The organism is Moraxella sp. CTOTU47616 (assembly GCF_032017465.1).
In the GTDB taxonomy this organism is placed as follows: domain Bacteria; phylum Pseudomonadota; class Gammaproteobacteria; order Pseudomonadales; family Moraxellaceae; genus Faucicola; species Faucicola tetraodonis.
Genome location: NZ_DALZPU010000004.1, coordinates 80,276 through 103,586 on the forward strand (window position 1 = coordinate 80,276; position 23,311 = coordinate 103,586).

Consider the following 23,311-nt stretch of genomic DNA (forward strand, 5'->3'; position numbering starts at 1 on the left):
GGTAAAATCCATAAAGCAGATGTTCAAGGAATAAGCAAAATGCCAGTGCTGCAATGGTTATTGCTGTTTTTGCTTAGGAGTATATTTTATGGTTGGGTGCTGCTGGAAAATGGCGCAAAATGGCTAGAAGGTTGGCAATCGTGGTGGCTAATTGGCTGGTTTTCGCTAGATTGGACAGTCGAGCAAATCCGCTTGTATGTACTGATCATCTGGATTGTTGAAACGATTTGGTTTGTGGTCGGTTTGTTTCAACCAAGTTTACGTAGTTTTTAGACTGTATTTCGACAAAAATTTTGGCTACCTTTTTTTGTGAGGTTCTGTTAAAATAGGCAAAATCAAACCTTAGCGAGTTGGCATGATAAAGTTAATGGCACAGACTGGTAACGCATTAAAACCAGTTAGCTATTTTCTTTAAAATCAATGTCTTCTCGCTTTTTTGTGGGCGATACTTTTTACAGTTGCATTGACTGGGCATAATTTACCGTCGCACACATAGGTAGAACACAGGATACGAGCGGAGGCACTAGGTGAATACGAATTACGCAAAAGCAATTTTGGCATTGGCAGATGGTACGGTTTTTTATGGTCGCAGCATCGGTGCTAGCGGACACACCGTTGGTGAAGTCGTGTTTAATACCGCGATGACAGGTTACCAAGAAATCTTAACCGACCCAAGCTACGCCCAGCAAATCGTCACCTTAACTTACCCGCATATCGGTAACACTGGCACCAACGATGAAGACACAGAGTCAGGTCGTATTCATAAAGTGTGGGCAAATGGACTGATTATCCGTGATTTGACCATGGCGACCAGTAACTTTCGCTCAAGCCAATCACTGAGCGAGTATCTGATTAACCATAACACCGTTGCCATCGCTGATATCGACACCCGTAAACTCACTCGCCTATTACGTGAAAAAGGCGCACAAAACGGTTGTATCATGACCGCCGATAGCGACGGTCAGCTCGATGAAGCCAAAGCAATCGAACTTGCCAAAAGCTTTGCCGGTATCAAAGGCATGGACTTGGCGAAAGTCTGCTGTGACCAAGCAGGTTTTACGTGGACGCAAGGCTCATGGCAATTAGTAAGTCCAGAAGTGAGCCCAACTTGTGGTCGCTTTAAAGAATTGGGCACTGACATCGAGCAAAAATTTAACATCGTGGCGTATGACTTTGGCATCAAAACCAACATCTTGCGTATGCTCGTTGACCGCGGCTGTCATGTCACCGTTGTGCCAGCCCAAACGCCTATCAGCGAGGTACTCAAACACAACCCAGATGGTATTTTCTTATCCAATGGTCCTGGCGACCCTGAACCTTGTACTTATGCCATTGATGCGATTAAACACATCATTACGCAAACCGATATTCCGCTGTTTGGTATTTGTCTAGGTCATCAGCTATTGGCACTGGCTAGCGGCGCGCAAACCTTGAAGATGAAATTTGGTCATCATGGTGCCAACCACCCTGTGCAAGATATTGAAGCAGGTACGGTGATGATTACTTCACAAAACCACGGTTTTGCGGTGGATGAAGCCACCCTGCCAAGCAATGTGAAAGTGACGCATCGCTCATTGTTTGATGGCTCAAATCAAGGCATTGAGCTCACTAATAAGCCTGCGTTTAGTTTTCAAGGACATCCAGAGGCAAGCCCAGGACCCCATGACTGTGCGCCACTATTTGATAAATTCGCAGCTATGATGGCAAAGGCGAAAGCGTAAATGCAACAATACCCTTTTCACCTGGTTAATGTCTTTGCCGAAAGCCATTTTGGTGGTAATCCGCTTGCCGTATTTCCCCATGCCGATGGGCTAAATGATGAGCAAATGCAGTCGATTGCTCAGCAGTTTAACTTGAGTGAAACGGTGTTTATCTTTGCGCCCACTGATTTACATGGTACAAAAGCCGTCGCCAATTTACGTATTTTTACCCCAAATTATGAAATGCCACTGGCAGGTCATCCCACGCTTGGCTCGGCGTTTGTTTTAAAACAATTAAATGATTTATCGACTAATTTTATGCTAAATACAGTCGCCAAACCCGTACAAATCACCGCCAACGACAGCCATATCACGCTATCGCTAACAGGCTTTGACCATCAAATTAGTCACGCCACCGCAGAAGAATTAGCAAAGGCGGTCGGCTTGACGGTGAATGGCATTGATAGTCAAGCGTATTGGCTAAATAGCGGTTCACCCCAGTTGTTTTTGCAGGTATTGAGCAAAGAAAGTCTGTTTAACGCCAAGATTGATAAAGATTTATTGGCAACAATTTGCCAAAAAAATCAAGGACGAGAGATGATTTGTCTTTGGGCGATGGAAAAAGACATTATCTTCGTGCGTTTTTTCTCTTTAGAAAATGGGACAATTATCCAAGACAGCGGAACGGGGTCAGCGTGTGCCAATTTGGGGGCGTATTTTATCCTACAAAATAAATACCCAATTGCCAAAACCATTTATCAAGGCGATGATATGGGGCGACCCAACCGCTTGACGCTCAACGTCGATAACGAGCAAAACATTTTTGTGGGTGGCAATGTCATCGAAGTGGGCAAAGGTGAGTTTTATTTATAATAAAAAGTGCGTTAATCGCGCTTTTTTTAAAATTAGGATTTTAAAACATCATTTAGTACTCAGTTTTTTATTTTAAATTTTAAGTAATGCAGTTAAAAAGGGTGTAAAGCAATGCCAAAACGTACCGACATCAAATCCATTCTTATCATCGGCGCAGGTCCTATCGTCATCGGACAAGCCTGTGAATTTGACTATTCAGGCGCACAAGCTTGTAAAGCCTTACGTGAAGAAGGCTACCGCGTCATTCTGGTTAACTCAAATCCCGCCACCATCATGACTGACCCCGTCATGGCAGATGCCACCTACATCGAGCCCATCACCTGGCAAACGGTAGAGCGCATCATTGATAAAGAACGCCCTGATGCTATCTTGCCAACCATGGGCGGACAAACCGCGCTCAACTGTGCGTTAGACTTGGACAAGCATGGCGTACTCGCCAAATATGGCTGTGAGCTGATTGGCGCGACCAAAGACGCCATCGAAAAAGCCGAAGACCGCAATTTATTTGATAAAGCGATGAAAAAAATCGGCTTAGAGTGCCCACGCGCCGAAGTGGCCGAAACCATGGAACAAGCCTTCGCCATTCAAGCCAAGGTCGGCTTTCCCTGCATCATTCGCCCATCGTTTACCATGGGCGGTTCGGGTGGTGGTATCGCTTACAACCGTGACGAATTTGTCGAGATTTGTGAGCGTGGTTTTGACTTATCGCCCACTCACCAACTATTGATTGACGAAAGCTTAATTGGTTGGAAAGAGTACGAGATGGAAGTTGTCCGTGACAAAAAAGACAACTGCATCATCGTCTGTTCGATTGAAAACTTTGACCCTATGGGTGTGCATACAGGCGACTCTATCACTGTGGCACCTGCTCAGACTTTGACGGATAAAGAATACCAAATCATGCGTAATGCGTCATTGGCGGTGCTGCGTGAGATTGGTGTGGAGACCGGTGGTTCAAACGTACAATTTGGTATTGACCCAAAAACAGGTCGTATGGTCGTCATCGAGATGAACCCACGTGTCAGCCGTTCATCCGCCTTGGCATCTAAAGCCACGGGTTTCCCGATTGCCAAAATCGCAGCAAAACTTGCGGTCGGTTACACGCTCGATGAACTTAGCAATGATATTACCGGCGGCTTGACCCCAGCTAGCTTTGAGCCCGCCATTGATTATGTGGTAACCAAAGTACCGCGCTTTAACTTTGAAAAATTCCCCCAAGCTGATAGCACCTTATCTACCCAGATGAAATCGGTGGGTGAAGTGATGGCGATTGGTCGTAACTTCCAAGAGTCGATGCAAAAAGCGTTACGCGGTCTTGAGATTGGGGTGAATGGTTTTGATGAGTATCTTGATTTCAATCAAGACGACGATACCATTCGCAGTACCTTAAAAGTTAAGTTAAAAACCCCCACACCTGACCGTATTTTCTATATTGCTGATGCCTTCCGTTTTGGCATGAGCATGGATGAGGTGTTTGAGTTTACTCGCATTGACCCTTGGTTTTTAGTGCAAATTGAAGACATCGTCAAAACGGAAAAATTGGTGAAAGAAACTGGCTTTGGCGGTTTGACTCGCGACAACTTGCGTCAATTCAAACGTAAAGGGTTATCAGATTTACGCTTGGCAACGCTCTTGGGAATTTCACAAAAACAACTGCGTAAAAAACGTTGGGATTTGGGCGTGTATCCTGTGTACAAACGCGTGGATACTTGTGCCGCGGAGTTTTCAACGTCAACCGCTTATATGTATTCAAGCTATGACGACGAATGTGAAGCCAATCCAACCAACAACAAAAAAATCATGGTTATCGGTGGTGGTCCTAACCGCATTGGTCAAGGTATTGAATTTGACTATTGCTGTGTGCACGCCGCCTTGGCAATGCGTGAAGACGGTTATGAGACTATCATGGTCAACTGTAACCCTGAAACGGTTTCAACTGATTATGACACCTCTGACCGTCTGTACTTTGAGCCTATTACGTTAGAAGATGTGCTTGAAATCGTGCGCATCGAAAAACCCGAAGGCGTGATTGTACAGTACGGTGGACAAACGCCATTAAAATTAGCGCGCGCATTGGAAGCTGCAGGTGTGCATATTATCGGTACAAGCCCAGATGCGATTGATAGAGCTGAAGACCGTGAACGTTTCCAACACATGATTCAGCAATTGGGCTTTACTCAGCCACCCAACGCCTTGGCGACCAGTACCGAAGACGGTATCGTCAAAGCGACGCAAGTGGGCTATCCCCTAGTTGTCCGTCCCTCTTACGTGTTGGGCGGTCGCGCGATGGAAATCGTCTACAACGAAAACGAACTGCGTCGTTATTTGCGTGAAGCTGTACAAGCGTCCAATGAAGCCCCTGTGTTACTTGACCGTTTCTTGGATGATGCGATTGAAGTGGACGTGGATTGTATCTCTGACGGCACCAATGTGGTGATTGGCGGTATCATGCAGCACATCGAACAAGCGGGCGTGCATTCAGGCGATTCAGCCTGTTCAATCCCCCCGTATTCACTTAGCCAAGAGATTTGCGATGTGATGCGCGAACAAACCGTGGCGATGGCAAAAGAGCTGGGTGTGGTGGGCTTGATGAACGTCCAATACGCGGTCAAAGATGGTGTGGTTTATATCCTTGAAGTCAATCCACGTGCCTCACGTACGGTGCCTTTTGTATCAAAATGCATCGGCACTTCACTTGCACAAGTCGCTGCGCGTTGTATGGCGGGCACAACGCTTGTGGAACAAAACTTTACCACTGAAGTGATTCCAACATTTTTTGCGGTCAAAGAAGCGGTCTTCCCTTTTGCCAAATTCCCAGGTGTTGACCCCATTTTAAGCCCTGAGATGAAATCGACGGGTGAAGTCATGGGCGTGGGTCAGACCTTTGGTGAGGCTTACTACAAAGCCATCATCGGCAGTAATGATAGATTGCCCGGTTTGCCAGTGGAACATGAAGTTAAAAAAGTGTTCTTATCGGTGCGTGAAAGCGACAAAGCCAATCTGGTACCAGTGGCAAAACAATTTGCCGACTATGGCTTTAAACTTGTGGCAACCTCAGGCACCCAAAAAATCTTGACCGAAGCCGGTATCGCCTGTGAGCGCATCAACAAAGTCACCGAGGGTCGCCCACATATCGTCGATGCCATCAAAAACGGTGAGATTGCGATTGTGGTCAATACCACTGAAGGCAAACAAGCGCATGAAGACTCGTTCTCAATTCGCCGCTCAGCCTTACAGCATAAAGTATTTAATGTGACTACCTTAAATGCCGCGGCGGCAGTTACCCAAGCGTATAAAGTGCAGCTACCATTTGATGTGTATAAGCTTCAAGCGCTACATACACAGACACAGGAATAACCACCGCTAGTCTAAAATACTGATAGCCAGTGCTGTCAGTATTTTTTTATGGGCTAAGATAATCCTAAGGTTTGGGGTGTAGACTGGGTTTGCCCTAAGTATAGCCATGTTTATCAATGTTTTGACCATTAACCACAATCAGGGTGTGAATGCCATGAGACAACCTTCTAAGACCTTTAACATCATACTGCTCGCTGCTGTATTAGCGCCAACGACAACGGTATATGCCAAAAGCGATAGCGAAAAAGCGGGCGATATATTGCATATTGCTATCCCGGTAGCAGGCTTAGGCATGGCACTTGCCAAACATGACCAAGAGGGCGTATATCAACTAGGCAAAACCATGGCAACCAATTTGGCGGCTACCTATGCGCTCAAATACGCCACCAATGACACCGCATGGGGCGAACGTCCCAATGGCGAAGATTACTCATTTCCGTCAGGGCATGCTAGTGATTCTTGCGCGGGCGCGACTTTCATCGGTCAACGCTATGGCTGGCGCTATGGCTCGATGGCAATGATTCCTGCCGCCTATGTGGGCTGGTCACGGGTGGATGCCGACAAGCACCATACCCGTGATGTGGTTGCTGGCTGTGCGCTGGGTGTCGTCAGTGGTTTGGTGATGACGCAACCGTTTGACAATGCCACTATCTTACCTTGGTATGAAAATAAAGCCGTGGGTGTTACCATCAGCTCAGCTTGGTAATGTCAGGTTCATACAGTCAATTGAGTGAATGCTTTGCATCACAAGCCGTTATCAAGTAAAATACCGTTATTGTGGTGATTGACGCAGCACAGCAAATTTTTTACTAGAACCTTGTTAGGCAGTAGCCCTGTCTAGCATGGTTTTTTTCATCTATACAAAATAGATAATGGTTAATCACGAGCGTTGATGACCATTTTTTGTGACTTGTTACTTTGGCAATCTTGCCGTTTGAATCCCTATTTGTGACAAAAGGAATCCCCTATGCAACGTTATCCAATGACGCCTCAAGGTCACGCGGCTTTAGAAGAAGAGCTCAAACAGCTCAAAACCGTTGACCGTCCACGTATTACCGCGGCGATTGCCGAAGCGCGCGAACATGGCGATTTAAAAGAAAATGCTGAGTACCATGCTGCCCGTGAGCAGCAAGGATTTTGTGAAGCCCGTATTCGCGATATCGAAGCCAAACTGGGCGGCGCTGAAGTCATTGATCCGCTCAAACTACCGCAAGAAGGTCGCGTGGTGTTTGGCGTCACGGTAGTGATTGAAAATCTCGATACGGAAGAGCAAAAACGCTATAAGATTGTGGGTGATGACGAGGCGGATTTTAAAGCCAATAAAATCTCGATTAACTCGCCCATCGCGCGCGGTCTGATTGGTAAATCAGAAGGTGATGAAGCCAAAATCCAAACCCCAAGCGGTGAAGTCGAATACGAAATCGTCGAAGTTTTGTACCAATAACCGCTATTTAGCCGATAAAGCCAATCAAATGATTGGCTTTTTTATTGTGACAAATTATGGGTAATTGTCAAAAAATGGCGAAAAACACGTTGACAAAAATGTTACAATAATTCGATAGGTTGATTTTACAGATTATTTTTTGATGACTTGATAGGAAAGGTTATGAGCCACGATACCACAAACGATGCCACCAATAACGCCACCATTTTACAATCTGTCCCCGTCGGGCAAAAAGTCGGTATCGCGTTTTCAGGCGGACTTGACACCTCAGCTGCGCTACTTTGGATGAAGCAAAAAGGCGCGCTGCCATACGCTTATACCGCGAACTTAGGTCAACCTGACGAAGACGATTACAACGCCATCCCCAAAAAAGCCGACCAATACGGCGCGGTCAAAGCGCGTTTGATTGATTGCCGTTTGCAATTGGCGCTTGAAGGTATTGCTGCAATTCAATGTGGTGCGTTTCATGTCAGCACCGGTGGTATGCCCTACTTTAACACCACGCCACTGGGTCGTGCGGTCACAGGCACTATGCTAGTGACTGCCATGAAAGAAGATGATGTCAACATTTGGGGCGATGGCTCAACTTATAAAGGCAATGACATTGAGCGTTTTTACCGTTATGGGTTACTCACCAACCCTGCCCTTAAAATCTATAAACCGTGGCTTGACCAAACCTTCATTGATGAATTGGGCGGTCGTAGCGAGATGTCACAGTTCTTAATCGACAATGGCTTTGACTACAAAATGTCCAAAGAAAAAGCCTACTCAACCGACTCAAACATGCTTGGCGCAACGCATGAAGCCAAAGACTTGGAGTTTTTGGATGCTAGCATGCACATCGTTGAGCCGATTATGGGTGTGGCATTTTGGGATAAAAATGTCAAAATCGATAAAGAAACGGTGACTGTACGCTTTGAACAAGGCATGCCCGTGGCAATCAACAATGAAACCTTTGATAGCCCAGTGGATTTGATTTTAAAAGCCAACGAAATCGGCGGTCGTCATGGTCTTGGGATGAGTGACCAAATTGAGAACCGTATCATCGAAGCCAAATCACGGGGTATCTATGAAGCTCCTGCCATGGCGCTGTTGCATATTGCCTATGAGCGTTTGGTCACTGGGATTCATAACGAAGACACCATTGAGCAGTACCGTATCAATGGTTTACGCCTAGGTCGCTTGTTGTACCAAGGTCGCTGGTTTGACTCACAAGCCTTGATGCTTCGTGAAACCGCCCAGCGCTGGGTCGCCAAAGCTATCACGGGTGAAGTCACCATCGAGCTACGCCGCGGTAATGACTATACCATCTTAAATACTAAATCCGACAATTTGACCTACCAACCAGAACGCCTATCAATGGAAAAAGTGGAAGATGCGGCGTTTACGCCAATGGATCGTATCGGTCAGCTGACCATGCGCAATCTAGATATTTCAGATACTCGGGCTAAATTGGCGTTATATAGCCAATCAGGTTTGTTATCCAATGCCAACGGCTCAGACGTACCACAACTAGAGCAAAAATAATGCGGTAAATAAAAAGGGCGTATTCAATACGCCCTTAGTTTGTTACAACCCATCATTTAGTCGTTGGTGTGAAATAACAAAAATAACTCAACGATATTTTTTTCTATGGCTTGTGCCATTTGGCTCATGGTTTCTGGGTCTTTGAGTAGCTCTTGCATATCCGGTTGGTCTTCATCGATGCCACTAAACAAAATCATCGGTAACGTCAGCATTGCCACATCTTCTTCGCTGTCGTCATCATCAAACCAATCATCTTCTTCGTCATCGCTGGCATACATGGCATCAACAAAGCCCACCGACCATTCGCTAATTTCTGAGTTTTCAATATCGAGATAGTCAGTTTCTTCGACATCAAAAGGCAGCTCAATTTCACGCTCATCTTGCAGCATGGCTTGCAGCTCATCACGCCACTGTTCAATGGCTGCTAGCACATCTGGCTTGACTTGTTTTTCATGCCCTTCAAAAAGATAGGTTTGCCAATTGTGTAAAGGTTTGCCGACAATAGAGGCGGTTAAAAAGCCGTGTGTAGCGATGCTCGATAGCCCAAATTCATTGTCATCACTGTCTAAAAAATCGATTAAATCATCAAAATCCATGGTGGTTATCCTAGTATTTTATCAAAAAAGCGGATTGAAAAAAGAAAGGTTAATACCGACTGTATTAACCTTTTGCTTGACTTACAACTCATCATCGTCAAAATCGTCGTCATCGTCTAAGTCATCAAGATCGTCATCAAAACTGTCTTTAAGTGAGCGCTCTAGACGCTTTTCTTCCAATAAATTATCAATCAAACGACGTTTTTCAAGACTACTTGCCCGACTTCGACCCGATGCGTCGTCATCCACGAGTCGCGCGTCATCGTCATCATCAAAACTGTCATCTTCAAAGCTATCATCAATATCTGGATCAGCCATTTAGTGCTCCTTTCGCTGGTCGATTCGATAAATTTGCAATTTCATAAAGCCTTATAATGGGTTTTGTCAGTCAAGTCAAGTGGCGAAAGAAAAAATAACCATGATTCGTTTATTTTTCTGTGGCGGTCAAAATATCATCGCGTTTGGCAATGAGTTCGGTCATCAAGGTTTCTGATAAACCGTTGTACCAAACCATCTCACGCTCTGTGATAGTGGTCGGATGTTGCAGGTTTTTAAACTGCACTTTACCATCTAAAGTTTTAAGTAAATCCAGCGGATATAGGAGCAATAAACCATCTTCTTTGGCGTGGTTGGCCATCAGTTTTTGTACGTCATCGAATTGATGACTGATACTGGTACCGATGGTTAATGGCAAGGCAAAACGCGATAGCTCACGGTGTTTTTCGTATACGACTTGGTTGAGGATAATCAACAATTTTGACAACAACACCGCTGCCAGTGGCAATTGCTCGGCTTTACCTGCTAGATGAATGACCGCGCCTTTGGCATTAAAATGCGAGTTGTCTTTGATATACACGTCTTTGATATAGCGATTTAACACATTGTTTGACGGATTAAATAAGCTGTTTGATGCGCGCATCAATAACTGATTACACAATTGAAAATATGGTTTTGCAACTTCAGGTGCCACCCGTTTTAGCAGATGATACTGGTCATAAAAATGAATTTGTAATTCAATTTCGGGCTGTTTTTGGCTGTCCACTGTATTTTCTTGAGCCAGATTGTCAGTCGCTTCAGTGGCTGTAGGCTGGGTTTGGTGAATGTCTTTAGCAGATTTTGATTTTTCTCGATTTAAAAAATCATTGATGGTTTTGCCAGTGGCGGCAGGTTGCGCGGTGGCGTTGCTATCCCCTATATTGTACAAGGTGTCTTCGTCTAACTGCAATTCACCATCGGCTGTCAATGCAGGGTTGGTGGATGCTAGGCTACCACGCGCAAGCGCGATATGCTGCTGGACTTTTTCCCCCAATTGCGCAAGCTGTTCCTGCGTTGGGCGCGCCATATAGCCATAAATCAACCATAAAAACCCATGCAAAATTGCTGACCCTAATACAAACAACCATTGACTACTGACAATCTCGCCTTTGGAGACCGCTTTCATAATGATAGTGGCGTGACCGAGAACTTGGTTGTTTTGGATAATGGGTTTATCAATTACCTGCCCCACTTCGTTTTGCGCTTGTCCCGTTTGCACCAGCGGCTGATTGTTTTGGTCACTGATGACAAGCTTGGCGACTTCCTGATCAACTTGGTAGCGGTTTGCCAAGACGCTCAGGCTAATTCTATCTTGGCTCGTGATGCCCACCATGGCTTCTTTGGCTAACTGTTCAACAATTTTTTCACCCTTTTGGGTACGCTGCTCGTATTGGGATTTTTCACTACTAAAAGTAAGCATCAAAAAATGTAAACAAAAACTAATAAGTAGCACAATAGCGAATTTGCCTTGACGGGGAGCTAGATGATTCATGGGTAGATTAAACTTTCTTTAGGAGCGATTAAATGCTACATTATCATGTTTATTTTTTTGGCATACAAGGGGTAAACTACCATGACGACGAATTTTTTGTATCAACTTAATCAGCATTTTCCCCATAGTTACGCGATTACCCTAAGCGCTGCCAAGTTTGAATTGGGGCTATTGAGCCAAGTCAGCGAAACCCTTGCAAGCCTTCACCCTGCCATTCGCCTCTTACATCAAGATACCTTAGTCAATGAGCTTGATTGGCAAGCCAATGACACACTCGCCCAAGCTGAGCAAACCAGTCCTGTGACGACAATTCGCTGGATTGTGACGCTGGAATCAGATAGCGATATCAGCGACTTACCCCAACGGGTCAAACAAGTCGCCGCCAACAACCTCTATCACGTAGATATCAATGTCATGCCCCTTGCGACATTGGTGCGCCCGCATAAACTGGCGTTGTTTGATATGGATTCGACCTTGATTGAGCAAGAAGTGATTGTGGAATTGGCAAAAAAAGCCGGGATTGGTGAGCAAGTTGATACTATTACCGAATCTGCCATGCGCGGCGAAATTGATTTTGCCCAAAGCTTTACTCGCCGTGTGGCTTTACTTAAAGGGTTATCAAGTGAGGTGCTCGAAGACATTATTGCCAATCACATTACCTTTAGCCCAGGGGCAAAACGCTTGATTAGCGCACTGAAAAATCATGGTTACTATGTGGTATTGGTCTCAGGCGGCTTTAACTATTTTGCCGAATACGTGAAAAACAGCTTAGGAATGGATGAGAGTTATGCCAATGACCTAGATATCGTCGATAATCTAGTGACAGGTGAAATCACCTCAGCGATTGTAGATGGCAAGCGTAAAGCCGAAATTTTGCAAGCCGTGGCACAGCGTCTAGGCATTAAGCTGTCAGAGACTGTCGCTGTCGGCGATGGCGCTAATGACTTGCCAATGCTAGGGCTAGCTGATATCGGTATAGCCTATCGTGCCAAACCGATTGTGCGCGACCAAGCGAATTATGCGGTAACGGTCGCAGGACTCGATGGGGTGATGACTGTCTTGGGATTGAGCGATTCATGTTAGCGGTTAGTTTTAAGCATTAGTGTTAAAGACGAGTTTTAAAGATTATAAAAAAGCCACCCAGATTATCGAGTGGCTTTTTTGTTTTTTTGGATAAAAAAGCTATATTGGCAATTTCGCCACGACTTTATCGACGATGACTTGTAATTTTTGCCTCACTATCGGTGATAAAATGACAATACCGCCTAGCACACCCATGAGACAGCCGAGCACGGTATCCCAAAACCGCGTGACGATAATCTCACTGATTGCGGTAGGCTGCACCGCGCTGTACTCTGCCAAAAAGATGGTCAGTGGGGTGATAAAAATAACCGCCACCCCATAATGGCGTACCACAAAAGTCTCAATACAAAACATCATGCCAAAAATGCCTAGTGCCACACCCATATCGCTCAAATGCACCGATAGCAATAGCCAAGCTAGCAGCATACCAATCGCTGTACCCACAATACGATGTATCTGCTTGATCCATATGCTTTGAAAATTCATCCCTTGCATGATGACATAGCAGCTCATCGGCACCCAATAGGGCTTAGGCATCTCTAGCCACAGCGCGAGCAGCAATGATAAGGCGATAAACGCTGATACAATCAGGGTATCACCCAAAATCACTTGCACGGGCATCGGTGCCTTTACCGGCAAGACAGGCTCGTTATAAATCAGTAGTAATGCATAAAAACATGCCACCATCCCCGCAAACAACGCGCCCAATGCCACCACGCCAATCAGCTGTGGGATTTGTGACACGGGTGCAGGCATAAACAGCGCAATCGCTGATGCCATGATGATAAACAGCCCAGCAGGCGGTGGTAACTTATAATAACGGCTAAACAGCGTACACCAAAAGGTCACAAAAAACATCAGGGGAATTGTCAGGATGGGTACGTTGTGGGCGACCAAACCAACGGCAAAACACGCCACCATCCCAAAACTACACGCCAATACCGTGGTCATGCGAGACAATAAAGACCCAGTATAGGGTAAGTTTAAAATCACCATCGCACCGAGTGACGCGAGTAGCCCCATGCGTAAATCACCCAGATACGCGCCTACCATCACTGGAAAACTAATCGCAAATGCCACAAACAATGGCATATGCCAAGGTCTAGGATTGCGATTGAATTGGGTCAAGGTGGTAAGCGGGTGCTTGATATATTGATGAGTGATAGGGTTGTCCAAATGAAAGACTCTTTTATTAATCATATTGAGGGCTAAAAACTTAAACTTAAACTTAAATAACCTGCTAAAAACACAAAACTGGAGCAAGCCCCAGTTTTAGATGTTTATCTATTTCACATGTCATCCAAATTTAATTGGACTTAATTAGATTCGCTGTAGCGATTAGCTAGCTTGATGAATGCGTCCGATTTATCGACCTGACTCATCAACCAAAGACACGCCAATACGTTGGGCAACTTCTTCATAACCTTCGACCACATCACCTAGGCTTTGACGGAAACGGTCTTTATCCAGTTTTTTCTTGGTTTGTTTGTCCCAAACGCGGCAACCATCTGGCGAGAACTCATCGCCCAGTACGATACGGTCTTTGAATACCCCAAATTCTAGTTTGAAATCCACCAACATCAAACCACCGTCATCAAACATTTTTGATAACACGTCATTGACTTTAAAGGTTAAGGCTTTCATTTCATCCAGTTGAGCTTGCGTTGCCCAGCCGAGTGATACCGCTAACGAATCATTTACCATCGGGTCGCCCAGACCGTCATCTTTATAGAATAATTCAAAGGTAGGTGGCGTCAAGGGTTGACCTTCTTGTAAGCCTAAGCGACGTACTAGGCTGCCTGCCGCATAGTTACGCACCACACACTCGACAGGAATCATTGTTAGGCGTTTGACCAGCACCTCTTCATCCGATAATTGCTGTTCAAAATGGGTTTCGATGCCTGCTTCGCTGAGTTTTTGCATGATAAAGGCATTAAAGCGGTTATTGACTTTGCCTTTACGCGCTAACTGTTCGATACGCTCGCCGTTGAACGCAGAGGTATCATCACGAAATTCTAAAATCAGATAATCTGGATTGTCAGTTTCGAAGACGGATTTTGCTTTGCCTTTATAAAGTAAATCGAGTTTTTGCATGGTAATTCCCAAATGGCTGTTTAAGATTGGCTAAGGTTGGCTCAGTGTAGCTAATTTATGACAGTTGCATTGATTGGCTGATACGCGGTTAGCAACACCAGCTGCCAACTATCATAGATGCGGTCAGCCACTCTTTATTTTACGGTGCTAATTGGACGCGGTAGCTCAAAACGCTTACTGCCTTCTTTTGTGATTTTTAACGTATTTTCACCCGATTGCGGCACTGCATAAACTGGCGTAAAAGGTAGCGTTTGTGCATCTGCCGGTAATTGGATGGGTTCAAGTTTTTTGGTTTTGGTATAGTCCAAAGAATTGTCGCCAACTTTACGTTTAAAAGTAGTACAGCCTGTCATAGCAATGCTAGCAGAGGCAATGATAGCTAGGGCTAGCTGGGCGTTGAATCGATTGTGGTTAGCGCTGAGTGTTTTTTTCATAGTAAACCTGCTTTGGCAAGTGCTTCATCCATCACTTGTTGGTGTTCTGGGGTAAGCCAAGTTAATGGTAAACGGATACCTTGCTCGATATGACCCATTTTGTATAAGGCATATTTTGCAGGAATGGGACTTGACTCGATAAATAAATCTTGGTGTAAATGGGCTATTTTTTGGTTTAATGCTTCGGCTTGTTCAAACTCACCTTTGAGTGCCAAGCCAAAAATTTGGCTCATGATTTTTGGTGCGACATTGGCGGTCACTGAGATATTGCCTTTTGCCCCATGACGCATCAGTGCTAACGCGCTTTCATCATCCCCTGACAATACAATCATGCGACCTTTTACTGCTTCAATCAGTTTGGCACCACGCGCCACGTCACCCGTCGCATCTTTAATCGCGATGATATTTTCGATGTCCGCTAAGCGCTCGACAGTGGCTTGCTGCATATCAACAACAGTGCGCCCGGGTACGTTGTACAGCACTTGGGGAATGTCCACGGCTTCAGCAATGGCTTTATAGTGTAAGTATAGCCCTTCTTGGGTCGGTTTGTTGTAGTAGGGGACAACCAACAGCACGGCATCAGCGCCCGCCTGTTTGGCGTGCTGGGTCAGCTCAATGGCTTCAACTGTATTGTTAGCGCCGGTACCCGCGATGACGGGAATACGACCACCCACTTGCTTCATGGTAAATTCAATGACATCCACATGCTCTTGCATGGATAAGGTTGCGGATTCACCCGTCGTACCAACCGATACCAGTACGTCCGTACCTTGCTCGATTTGCCAATCAATGAGATTTGCCAATGATTGCCAATCGACGTCACCATTGCTATGCATAGGTGTAATCAACGCGACCATAGAGCCTTGTAGTTTATCTAAAATGGGGGTCATAACAATACCTTGGACAAAACCTTAAGTAGAATATGTAACAGCTGCGACAATTTTTTGAAAATTTTTGTCTAGTGTAACATACATTTGGGGCGAAGTTTAAGCGCTTTGATAGCAAACGCAAGTTTCTCCACCGCTGTAGCAAATCAGGTTATAGAACCCACTCAACCAGATAATAAGGCAGCAACTGGTTTATAGTCGCTGGCTCACAGTGGCGAATGGTATGGGTTAAGCATCAACCGTTTGAACCTGGATGGTTAGCACATCAATGGTGGGCGGGCAGTTAAACCGAAACGGCAACCCTGTCACGCCAATCCCGGTATTCACCCATACCTGGTAACGTTTGCTGGGTTTATTAGCCGCATTGAGTGGTTGGTGAGGATAGTCGGATTGTTTGGCTGTATCTGGTCTGCGTAACCCTGCCGCCAGTTTATTACCTGTCAATGCTCTGACCATCAGCGGTGTCAATACAGGTATATTGACCTGCCCACCATGCGTTTGCCCCGCAATCACCAAAGTATCGTTGTTGGCGTCACTTAACGTTCGCGGATTGGCTTCTAACTGCTTGATATCATGGGTGGCAATCACTAATGGCTGCCCCGCGCTGCGCTGCTGTTCAATCACGCGCGGTAAATCCATTGTACTGCCATTATGAATGCCTATGATTTTTATCCCGGCAATGCGCAAGCCTTGCTCAGGCAATAATTGAATACCGAAGGTTGGCAAAATATTCATTAACTGCATATTGCTAGCAGGTTCGCTATTTTGTGCATCATCGACAACCTGCTGGGTATCGGCATCGCTAAGGACGGTATAGCAAGGCTTGTTCAGCGTTTTAAATGGGCTTAGATGGGCATCCAAAGTTGTCGCTTGATATAACCAATCACCCAAAATCAGCACCGCATCAACATCTAAGCGGTTAAGGCATTTCACCAAACGCGCTAACTGATGGGGGTTAGAAAATATACCAATGTGGATATCACTCAGCACCGCAATTTTTGCAGCTTGTCGTTTGATAGATTGTGATAATGGCGCAGCCAGTGAAATATCGGTCGCAGGTTGATAGGTCGCAGATACGGTCAAATTGATTGAAAAATGCGAAACGCGCAGCCGATTGGGCTCAACCCAGCTCATATAGATATACAACAAGGATAACGCGATAAGCAGCCAGTAAATAATTTGGTTGTCATACAGCAGTTGCACGTTTGCCCACACCAACAACCAAACAAACCAATAGCGCGCGTAGAAACTGACCAGTTGCAGCAGGATTTGCAGATTATCCGTCCGGGCTTTGATTTGCACGGTTTTTAGGCACGACCATAGGATTACCAAAACGGCAATGAGCGCTCCAAGATGACCTAGCCAACTGCCAATCATGCTACCACCCATATCAAGCGTTACCTAAATTTACTGAATAATCAATAATTTGCATGACAAATACGTATAAAAAAAGCGCCCATTATAAATGGCAATGATGAATATGACAATTTAAACTATCATCATATCGCAAAAAATGGATTAACAGCTAGGCGAGTTTTTTGTATTAAATTGCTTTAAAAAACGCCTGACTTTGCATTTTCCCCCATTGTCTGTCAGCGACGGCAAAACAAAGACGAGCGCGTTTGCATACGTCGTACCCTGTTTAGCCTTAACCATGGGCTATTTAGATGGGCTAGCTACTTAAAAAACAAACCATAGAAAAAATCCGCCATCATTTATAAAAGCTGATATGATAGCTTATTTTCCCATGGCTTTTTAACCATAGCCTTTTAACCATAGCTTTTAAAATAGCCTTTTAAACACAGCCTTTTAAATGTAGCACGGTGACCCAATTTGCTCAGCGCTTGCTTAGATTTTTTGGCTCTTTAACTCATTAATTTGAAGGACGTCAGCGTTATGACAGCAAGCGTTAATGTGTCAAACTCCCCTATCAAAGAAACTCTCCAGCCGCAAGCACAGGCTAACCATCGCCACGCGTTTGATGTGGTAATTGTTGGCAGTGGCGGTGCAGGTTTATCGTTAGCTTTATCCTTGCCAAGCCATCTATCGATTGCGGTTTTGGCAAAAGACAAGCTCACCGAAGCCAGCACTTTTTATGCCCAAGGCGGCGTGGCAGCAGTACTATCGGATGATGACTCGGTTGATGAGCATGTCGATGATACCTTGATTGCAGGGGCAGGTCTTTGCCATGAAGATGCGGTACGTTTTACGGTAGAGCATAGCCGAGAAGCGGTGGAGTTTTTGCTCAAACAAGGTGTCAAGTTTACCTTGGATGAGAACGAAACCTTGCACCTGACCCGTGAAGGTGGTCATACCAAACGTCGTATCATCCATGCGGCAGATGCCACTGGGGTGGCCATTTCTACCACGTTAGTCAAACGTGTCAAACAATGTCCGAATGTCAAACTGTTTGAGTATGTCGCTGCCATTGATGTCATCACCACCAACAAACTTAGCAAACACAACTACAGTCCGATTAGCGAGCCCAATCGTGCCGTGGGGCTGTACGCCCTTGATTTGGCCACCAATCAAGTCATTACCTTTACCGCGCCCTTTATCGCCTTAGCATGCGGCGGGGCATCAAAAGCGTATTTGTATACATCTAACCCAGATATTGCCACGGGCGATGGTATCGCGATGGCATGGCGCGCAGGTTGCCGCGTTGCGAATTTGGAATTTAATCAGTTCCATCCTACTTGTCTATATCATCCAGAAGCGCGTTCGTTTTTAATCACCGAAGCCATGCGCGGTGAAGGTGCCTACCTGCGCCTGCCAGCAACCAAAGAACATCCAGAAGGTGAGCGCTTTATGCTTCGCTTCGATGAACGGGGTGAGCTGGCACCGCGTGACATCGTGGCTCGCACCATCGATTTTGAGATGAAGCGTTTGGGAATACGTCATGTTTGGTTAGATATTACTCATAGAGACCCAGCGTTTATTAAAGGTCATTTCCCTATGTTATATGAGCGGCTACTAGAGCTGGGCATTGACATGACCCAAGATAAAATCCCCGTGGTACCCGCCGCTCACTACACCTGTGGCGGGGTGATGGTTAATGAAAACGCCCAAACCGATGTGTTCAATCTATATGCCATGGGCGAAACGTCATTTACGGGTCTGCATGGCGCCAATCGCATGGCGAGCAACTCGCTATTAGAATGTTTTGTGTATGGGATGACTGCAGCGCGCCATATTGCCGCCGCATTTGCAGAAAATCGCGTCCCCCCCATTCCTGCTATTCCTGATTGGGACAGCCAACATGTAACCGACCCTGACGAAGAAGTCATCCTACTACAAAACTGGGATGAATTGCGCCAAAGCATGTGGCACTACGTTGGTATTGTGCGCTCAGACAAACGCCTACATCGCGCACTCAACCGCATTTTGTTGTTAAAACAAGAAGTAAATGATTACTACGCCAACTTTGTGGTCAGCAAAAATCTGATTGAATTGCGTAATTTGCTGCTAGTCTCTGAGCTCATTGTGCGCTCGGCGCTACGTCGCCACGAATCGCGGGGACTACATTACAACAAAGACTTTCCACAAACTTTGCCAGTGGCGGCAGACGTGATTTTAACCCCATCTATGCCATAGTATGGGTTAAATAAAAAAGGGGATGTTGATCATCCCCTTTTTTCAAAATAATTGTAAAAGCTTTATAACACTAAATAACGACATTAAATACCCAGCTGCGTTAGCACTTTTGCCAACACTTCATCAGGTGTACCCTGCGCATCAATGCGTTTGACGCGCTGCGGTTCTTGCTGTGCTTGATAAGCAAACCCTTGATGCACCCGCTCAAAAAACGCTAGCTGATTTTGCTCAAAGCGGTCTAATTTGCCGCGATTTTTGGCACGGCTCATCCCTTCTGTCACCGGTAAATCTAGCCAAATGGTCATATCTGGCATTTTTGCCACAAAATGCCTAATCAGTAATTCAATTTTGCTAAGTTCTGCCCTATCGCCCTGTTTGCGCCCAAACCCTTGATAGGCAATGGTGGAATCGGTAAAGCGGTCGCACAGCACCCATTTACCCTGAGCGAGCGCTGGCAAAATCACTTGCGCCACATGATCGGCACGCGCCGCAAACATCAATAGCAGTTCACTGTCCTCTGTCATGGTCGTTGCTGGGTCAAGTAACATGGCGCGTAACTTCTCAGCAAACGGACTACCGCCCGGTTCACGGGTTTGGATAAAGTCAATGCCTTGCGCGGTCAAATGCGCTGCCACATTGGCAATCAAGGTAGATTTACCCACCCCTTCGGTACCTTCAAATGAGATAAATTTTTCGCTAATGCGGGCTTTCGCAGCTGTTTGCATGGGTATCGTTTTTTACTGACCTAATTGGCTGTTTTGGCTGGCGCGTTTTTCACGCATCACCCGCAGATAGTCTTGTACCGCTTGGTTATGGTCTTCTAAATTACTGGTAAATTTATGACCGCCATTACCCGTTGCCACAAAATACAGCGAATCAGTTTGATTTGGGTGAAGTGCCGCTTTAATGGATGCAATACTTGGCAAGGCAATCGGTGTCGGTGGTAAGCCGTCAATTTGGTAGGTGTTATAAGCGGTTTTTTCTTCAAGGTCAGATTTGCGAATATTGCCATCGTAACGATCGCCCATGCCATAAATCACGGTCGGATCGGTTTGCAGGCGCATATTATTCTTCAGACGATTGACGAACACGCCTGCCACTTCACCCCGCTCACTTTCGACACTGGTTTCTTTTTCAATAATGGATGCCATAATTAGCGCTTCATACGGTGTGTTGTACGGGAGATTGGCTTGGCGATTGTTCCAATTTTCCATCAACGCCGTGTGTTGACGGGTAAATAAATCCGTTAGCACTTTTTTATCGCTACTGCCTTCATTAAAATAATAGGTGTCCGGTGAAAACCAACCTTCAAGGTTGCCATTCGGATGGTAGTCAGCAGGGATATTGAGCCCAAGTTTATCGACGTCAACTTTGCTACCATGGATAACTTCGTTTTTAATCCCTTTATTGTCCATCAAATGTTGATATAAATCTTTGGCTGTTTTGCCTTCAATGATTTGCACTTTGATAAAAGCGACTTTTTCACCTTGTTGTAGCATGGCTAAATAATTGGCAAAACTTGGATTTTCAGGCAGTTGATAGACCCCTGAATGGAGCGGTTTATCCACCGTCATTTTGATATATAGTTTGGCGAGTGGCGCGACGAACAGCTTTTTCTTTTTATCCCAGTCGTCTACCAGCGCATAGTAGGTTTGACCTTTATTGATGGTCACCATCTGCTTAGGCTGGGTGATAGTGCCATATAGGGTGTTGTACCAAGCAAATAACAACCAGCCTAGCACCAATACAATAAACCCCACTAGCCCCAGTAGACGGTATTTATTTTTTTTGTTTCTACCGGTGATGTGGTCATTGAATTCTCGCGTTGAACGATTAATCAGACAAGCATCATTAATATTGACGTTTTTGCTATGCGGGTCTTCGTCATCCTTATCATTGATATCCTTGTCATCGATACCCTTATCTTTGCTATGATTGTCCTGCAATTGAGAATCTGGAATATCCGCGGCGTGAGGGGCGTCACTGTGCTGAGTAGGATGATGCTCAGAACCGTCTGAGTTACTAGACATATTATTATCAGATTGGTCGTTCATAGAGAAGGCTTATATTGACTCAATAAGCGAGAATTTAACAATTAATGACAAAAATAGCAATTTTTTTTAGTTACCAGCAACAGGATTTAAGTTAATTTTTGCGCATAGATTGGGGTCAAATCAAGCGCGGTTGACTGCCCATTGGGTAGCATCAATGCCTGAATGGGCAAAATCCCGCGTACAGCATTGCAAAAGAACAAGCTTGTGATATTGGCTAACTCCTCGCTGGCTAAATACCGCTCCTCATGAGCCCTATCAGAGTCGGCAAACTTAGCCAATAACACCTGCCGCATCACCCCTTTTACCCCTGAGCGGTTGATGGGCGGTGTGTACCACACGTTTTCATGATTAAGCTGATAAAACACATTGCAAAAGGTACCTTCTACCCAATGCCCCATCACATCTTGTACCAGCCCATCAATCATTTGCGCATTTTGAGTTTGGTGCTGCCACAGCTCGTGACTTGCCATCACTTTATCTTGGGCGTTTAGTAGCTTAAGTCCTACCAAGGGTTTGGGTAGACACGCAATTTGCTGCGTAAGACAGATGGCGGTAGCGGCAGATTGGATGATGACTTGATTGGCTTGCTGTGATAATGGCTTATCCGTGCGCATAAGCTTAATAAAAGCGTCAAATTCAGAGTTACAAAATCCATAGCCTTTGATAGGTTGGTTTTTTCGGCAGACTATCAGCTTGAGCATACCGTGATTGAGGGTTTTAGCAAAATTGGCTAACTGACTATTAAAGTATGCGCGAATAGTATGATTGGGGGATTCTAAATTGGCTGCGTCTAAATTGGCTGCGTCTAAGTCCGCGTTGGTTAAATTGAGTTGTAACGCATGGGCACTCTCGTCGATTCTATCTAAGTGGTAACTCAGCCAATTGATTTGTCCTGCCACCACCGCCATGGTGGTAAAAAACCCATCGCCATACGCTATCACCCGTGAGTCAATATCGATAGCGGTGATTGGCGTTTGCTTGGCATACTGAGCATCAGATAATGAATACCACATGGTTATTTGGCTACTTGATTAAATTAATAGTTGACTGTATGACAGTGAAAGCCGCAGCAATTAGCCGCTTTTTTTAGCGGTTTTGGCGGTGACAGTGGGTTTTCTGACCACCAAATCACAATGATAATTGTCACAGCGTGCTAATTCTACCAAAATTCCGTGGTAGCTCGCATTTTTAATCGGCTGTCCTTGCACCATGTGGGCAACAATGTCTGAGCCATCTTGTCCAAACCAATTTTGGGTCAGGTGAAACGCTGTTTTGGCATGCTTGATGCTGATGTTTTTAACGCTGGCATTGTCATAGGCACTGGCATAATACCACTGTACCTCGATATACATAGGCGAATCAAGCAAATCAAAATACGGCTCGCCAGTTTTGGCAAAACTATATTTACTTGCCACATTGCTTCGGTAGTCCAAACTTTGCGTATCAATGGTGATGGGTTGACCCAATAATAACGTCACAGCGTCGATATCGTGAATACTGACTTTGTTTGCCAGCGTTTGTTGCTGCCATTCATTGATGGGATAGACCACAGGTGTTGGCTGCGAGGTAGGGTTGATAGACGGATTGGCGGCTGCGGTCGATGCGGTAGTGCTAGCAGTCACACTGGCATTATGCTGTGAGGCGATTTGTTTGACCTTATCACAGCCAGTTAAGGTGAGTGTTAGAATAACGCACCCCCCGCCAAGATTTTTTAGCCAAGTGGGTTTATTTTGGGTAACGCTTTTTTGGGCAGCGCATTTTTTGGTAGCGCCTTTTTGAGTAGCGCCTATCGGATGTTCTGAGCGGTTTTGACGCGGTAAAAAAAGCGGTTTGCGGGCAATTAGCTTCATTGTGTAGTATA

At 45.4% G+C, this 23,311-nt stretch carries 21 protein-coding genes; 9 read left to right on the top strand and 12 right to left on the bottom strand.

Going from position 1 to position 23,311, the window contains the following annotated elements; all coding sequences use genetic code 11:
• The first annotated feature begins 39 nt into the window (after positions 1 to 39).
• The 7 genes from RTS10_RS06055 to argG all read left to right on the top strand — a co-directional run bounded on the left by RTS10_RS06055 (position 40) and on the right by argG (position 8,901).
• Entirely contained in the window at positions 40 to 273 is a 234-nt protein-coding gene (locus tag RTS10_RS06055; RefSeq protein WP_312539624.1) for a hypothetical protein, read from the top strand.
• Positions 274 to 527: 254 nt separating this feature from the next.
• On the top strand, positions 528 to 1,721 hold the full coding sequence (gene carA / locus RTS10_RS06060; protein ID WP_312539625.1) for a glutamine-hydrolyzing carbamoyl-phosphate synthase small subunit: 1,194 nt from the start codon (positions 528 to 530) through the stop codon (positions 1,719 to 1,721).
• Positions 1,722 to 2,573, top strand: a complete 852-nt coding sequence (locus RTS10_RS06065; protein ID WP_312383851.1) for a PhzF family phenazine biosynthesis protein — start codon at positions 1,722 to 1,724, stop codon at positions 2,571 to 2,573.
• Between the two features lie 111 nt (positions 2,574 to 2,684).
• Positions 2,685 to 5,930: a carbamoyl-phosphate synthase large subunit gene (carB, locus tag RTS10_RS06070; protein WP_312539627.1), complete on the top strand. Its 3,246-nt coding sequence runs from the start codon at positions 2,685 to 2,687 to the stop codon at positions 5,928 to 5,930.
• A gap of 154 nt (positions 5,931 to 6,084) precedes the next feature.
• The gene (locus RTS10_RS06075; RefSeq protein ID WP_040403597.1) at positions 6,085 to 6,636 is read left to right on the top strand and encodes a phosphatase PAP2 family protein; all 552 of its coding nucleotides are present in this window, start codon (positions 6,085 to 6,087) and stop codon (positions 6,634 to 6,636) included.
• 261 nt (positions 6,637 to 6,897) lie between these two features.
• A complete protein-coding gene (gene greA / locus RTS10_RS06080) occupies positions 6,898 to 7,374 on the top strand; it encodes a transcription elongation factor GreA (RefSeq protein WP_007116148.1) in 477 nt (158 codons plus the stop codon).
• Between the two features lie 162 nt (positions 7,375 to 7,536).
• Positions 7,537 to 8,901, top strand: a complete 1,365-nt coding sequence (gene argG, locus RTS10_RS06085) for an argininosuccinate synthase (RefSeq protein ID WP_312539628.1) — start codon at positions 7,537 to 7,539, stop codon at positions 8,899 to 8,901.
• Between the two features lie 56 nt (positions 8,902 to 8,957).
• On the opposite strand, the gene RTS10_RS06090 is transcribed toward argG, so the two are convergent.
• From RTS10_RS06090 to RTS10_RS06100, 3 genes are all read right to left on the bottom strand, one after another.
• Positions 8,958 to 9,497, bottom strand: coding sequence for a YecA/YgfB family protein (locus RTS10_RS06090; RefSeq protein WP_312539629.1), 540 nt, complete (start codon positions 9,495 to 9,497; stop codon positions 8,958 to 8,960).
• Between the two features lie 81 nt (positions 9,498 to 9,578).
• Complete coding sequence (locus tag RTS10_RS06095) at positions 9,579 to 9,815, bottom strand: PA3496 family putative envelope integrity protein (protein WP_060995306.1); 237 nt, start codon at positions 9,813 to 9,815, stop codon at positions 9,579 to 9,581.
• Between the two features lie 109 nt (positions 9,816 to 9,924).
• Entirely contained in the window at positions 9,925 to 11,304 is a 1,380-nt protein-coding gene (locus tag RTS10_RS06100) for a hypothetical protein (protein ID WP_312539630.1), read from the bottom strand.
• A gap of 81 nt (positions 11,305 to 11,385) precedes the next feature.
• On the opposite strand from RTS10_RS06100, the gene serB reads away from it, so the two are divergent.
• The gene (gene serB / locus RTS10_RS06105; protein ID WP_312539631.1) at positions 11,386 to 12,387 is read left to right on the top strand and encodes a phosphoserine phosphatase SerB; all 1,002 of its coding nucleotides are present in this window, start codon (positions 11,386 to 11,388) and stop codon (positions 12,385 to 12,387) included.
• A gap of 99 nt (positions 12,388 to 12,486) precedes the next feature.
• Here the strand turns inward: serB and RTS10_RS06110 are convergent, their stop codons facing one another.
• The 5 genes from RTS10_RS06110 to RTS10_RS06130 form a co-directional block, all read right to left on the bottom strand.
• Positions 12,487 to 13,587: an FUSC family protein gene (locus RTS10_RS06110; protein WP_312539632.1), complete on the bottom strand. Its 1,101-nt coding sequence runs from the start codon at positions 13,585 to 13,587 to the stop codon at positions 12,487 to 12,489.
• Between the two features lie 165 nt (positions 13,588 to 13,752).
• Positions 13,753 to 14,481: a phosphoribosylaminoimidazolesuccinocarboxamide synthase gene (purC, locus tag RTS10_RS06115; protein ID WP_096488471.1), complete on the bottom strand. Its 729-nt coding sequence runs from the start codon at positions 14,479 to 14,481 to the stop codon at positions 13,753 to 13,755.
• A gap of 134 nt (positions 14,482 to 14,615) precedes the next feature.
• Complete coding sequence (locus RTS10_RS06120; RefSeq protein ID WP_060995311.1) at positions 14,616 to 14,915, bottom strand: hypothetical protein; 300 nt, start codon at positions 14,913 to 14,915, stop codon at positions 14,616 to 14,618.
• Positions 14,912 to 15,805 (bottom strand): 4-hydroxy-tetrahydrodipicolinate synthase, encoded by an 894-nt coding sequence (dapA, locus tag RTS10_RS06125; protein ID WP_060995312.1) that lies wholly within the window; start codon positions 15,803 to 15,805, stop codon positions 14,912 to 14,914. The genes RTS10_RS06120 and dapA overlap by 4 nt, the downstream gene beginning before the upstream one ends.
• A gap of 225 nt (positions 15,806 to 16,030) precedes the next feature.
• A complete protein-coding gene (locus RTS10_RS06130) occupies positions 16,031 to 17,191 on the bottom strand; it encodes a metallophosphoesterase (protein ID WP_312539634.1) in 1,161 nt (386 codons plus the stop codon).
• 507 nt (positions 17,192 to 17,698) lie between these two features.
• On the opposite strand from RTS10_RS06130, the gene nadB reads away from it, so the two are divergent.
• Positions 17,699 to 19,396, top strand: a complete 1,698-nt coding sequence (gene nadB / locus RTS10_RS06135; RefSeq protein ID WP_007116158.1) for an L-aspartate oxidase — start codon at positions 17,699 to 17,701, stop codon at positions 19,394 to 19,396.
• 83 nt (positions 19,397 to 19,479) lie between these two features.
• Here nadB and tmk read toward each other — a convergent pair whose 3' ends face one another.
• The 4 genes from tmk to RTS10_RS06155 form a co-directional block, all read right to left on the bottom strand.
• Positions 19,480 to 20,121, bottom strand: coding sequence for a dTMP kinase (tmk, locus tag RTS10_RS06140; protein ID WP_312539635.1), 642 nt, complete (start codon positions 20,119 to 20,121; stop codon positions 19,480 to 19,482).
• Between the two features lie 12 nt (positions 20,122 to 20,133).
• Positions 20,134 to 21,450, bottom strand: a complete 1,317-nt coding sequence (mltG, locus tag RTS10_RS06145) for an endolytic transglycosylase MltG (protein WP_312539636.1) — start codon at positions 21,448 to 21,450, stop codon at positions 20,134 to 20,136.
• 86 nt (positions 21,451 to 21,536) lie between these two features.
• Positions 21,537 to 22,463 (bottom strand): aminotransferase class IV, encoded by a 927-nt coding sequence (locus RTS10_RS06150; protein WP_312539638.1) that lies wholly within the window; start codon positions 22,461 to 22,463, stop codon positions 21,537 to 21,539.
• Between the two features lie 60 nt (positions 22,464 to 22,523).
• Positions 22,524 to 23,300, bottom strand: coding sequence for a hypothetical protein (locus RTS10_RS06155; RefSeq protein WP_157819351.1), 777 nt, complete (start codon positions 23,298 to 23,300; stop codon positions 22,524 to 22,526).
• Positions 23,301 to 23,311 lie beyond the last annotated feature (11 nt).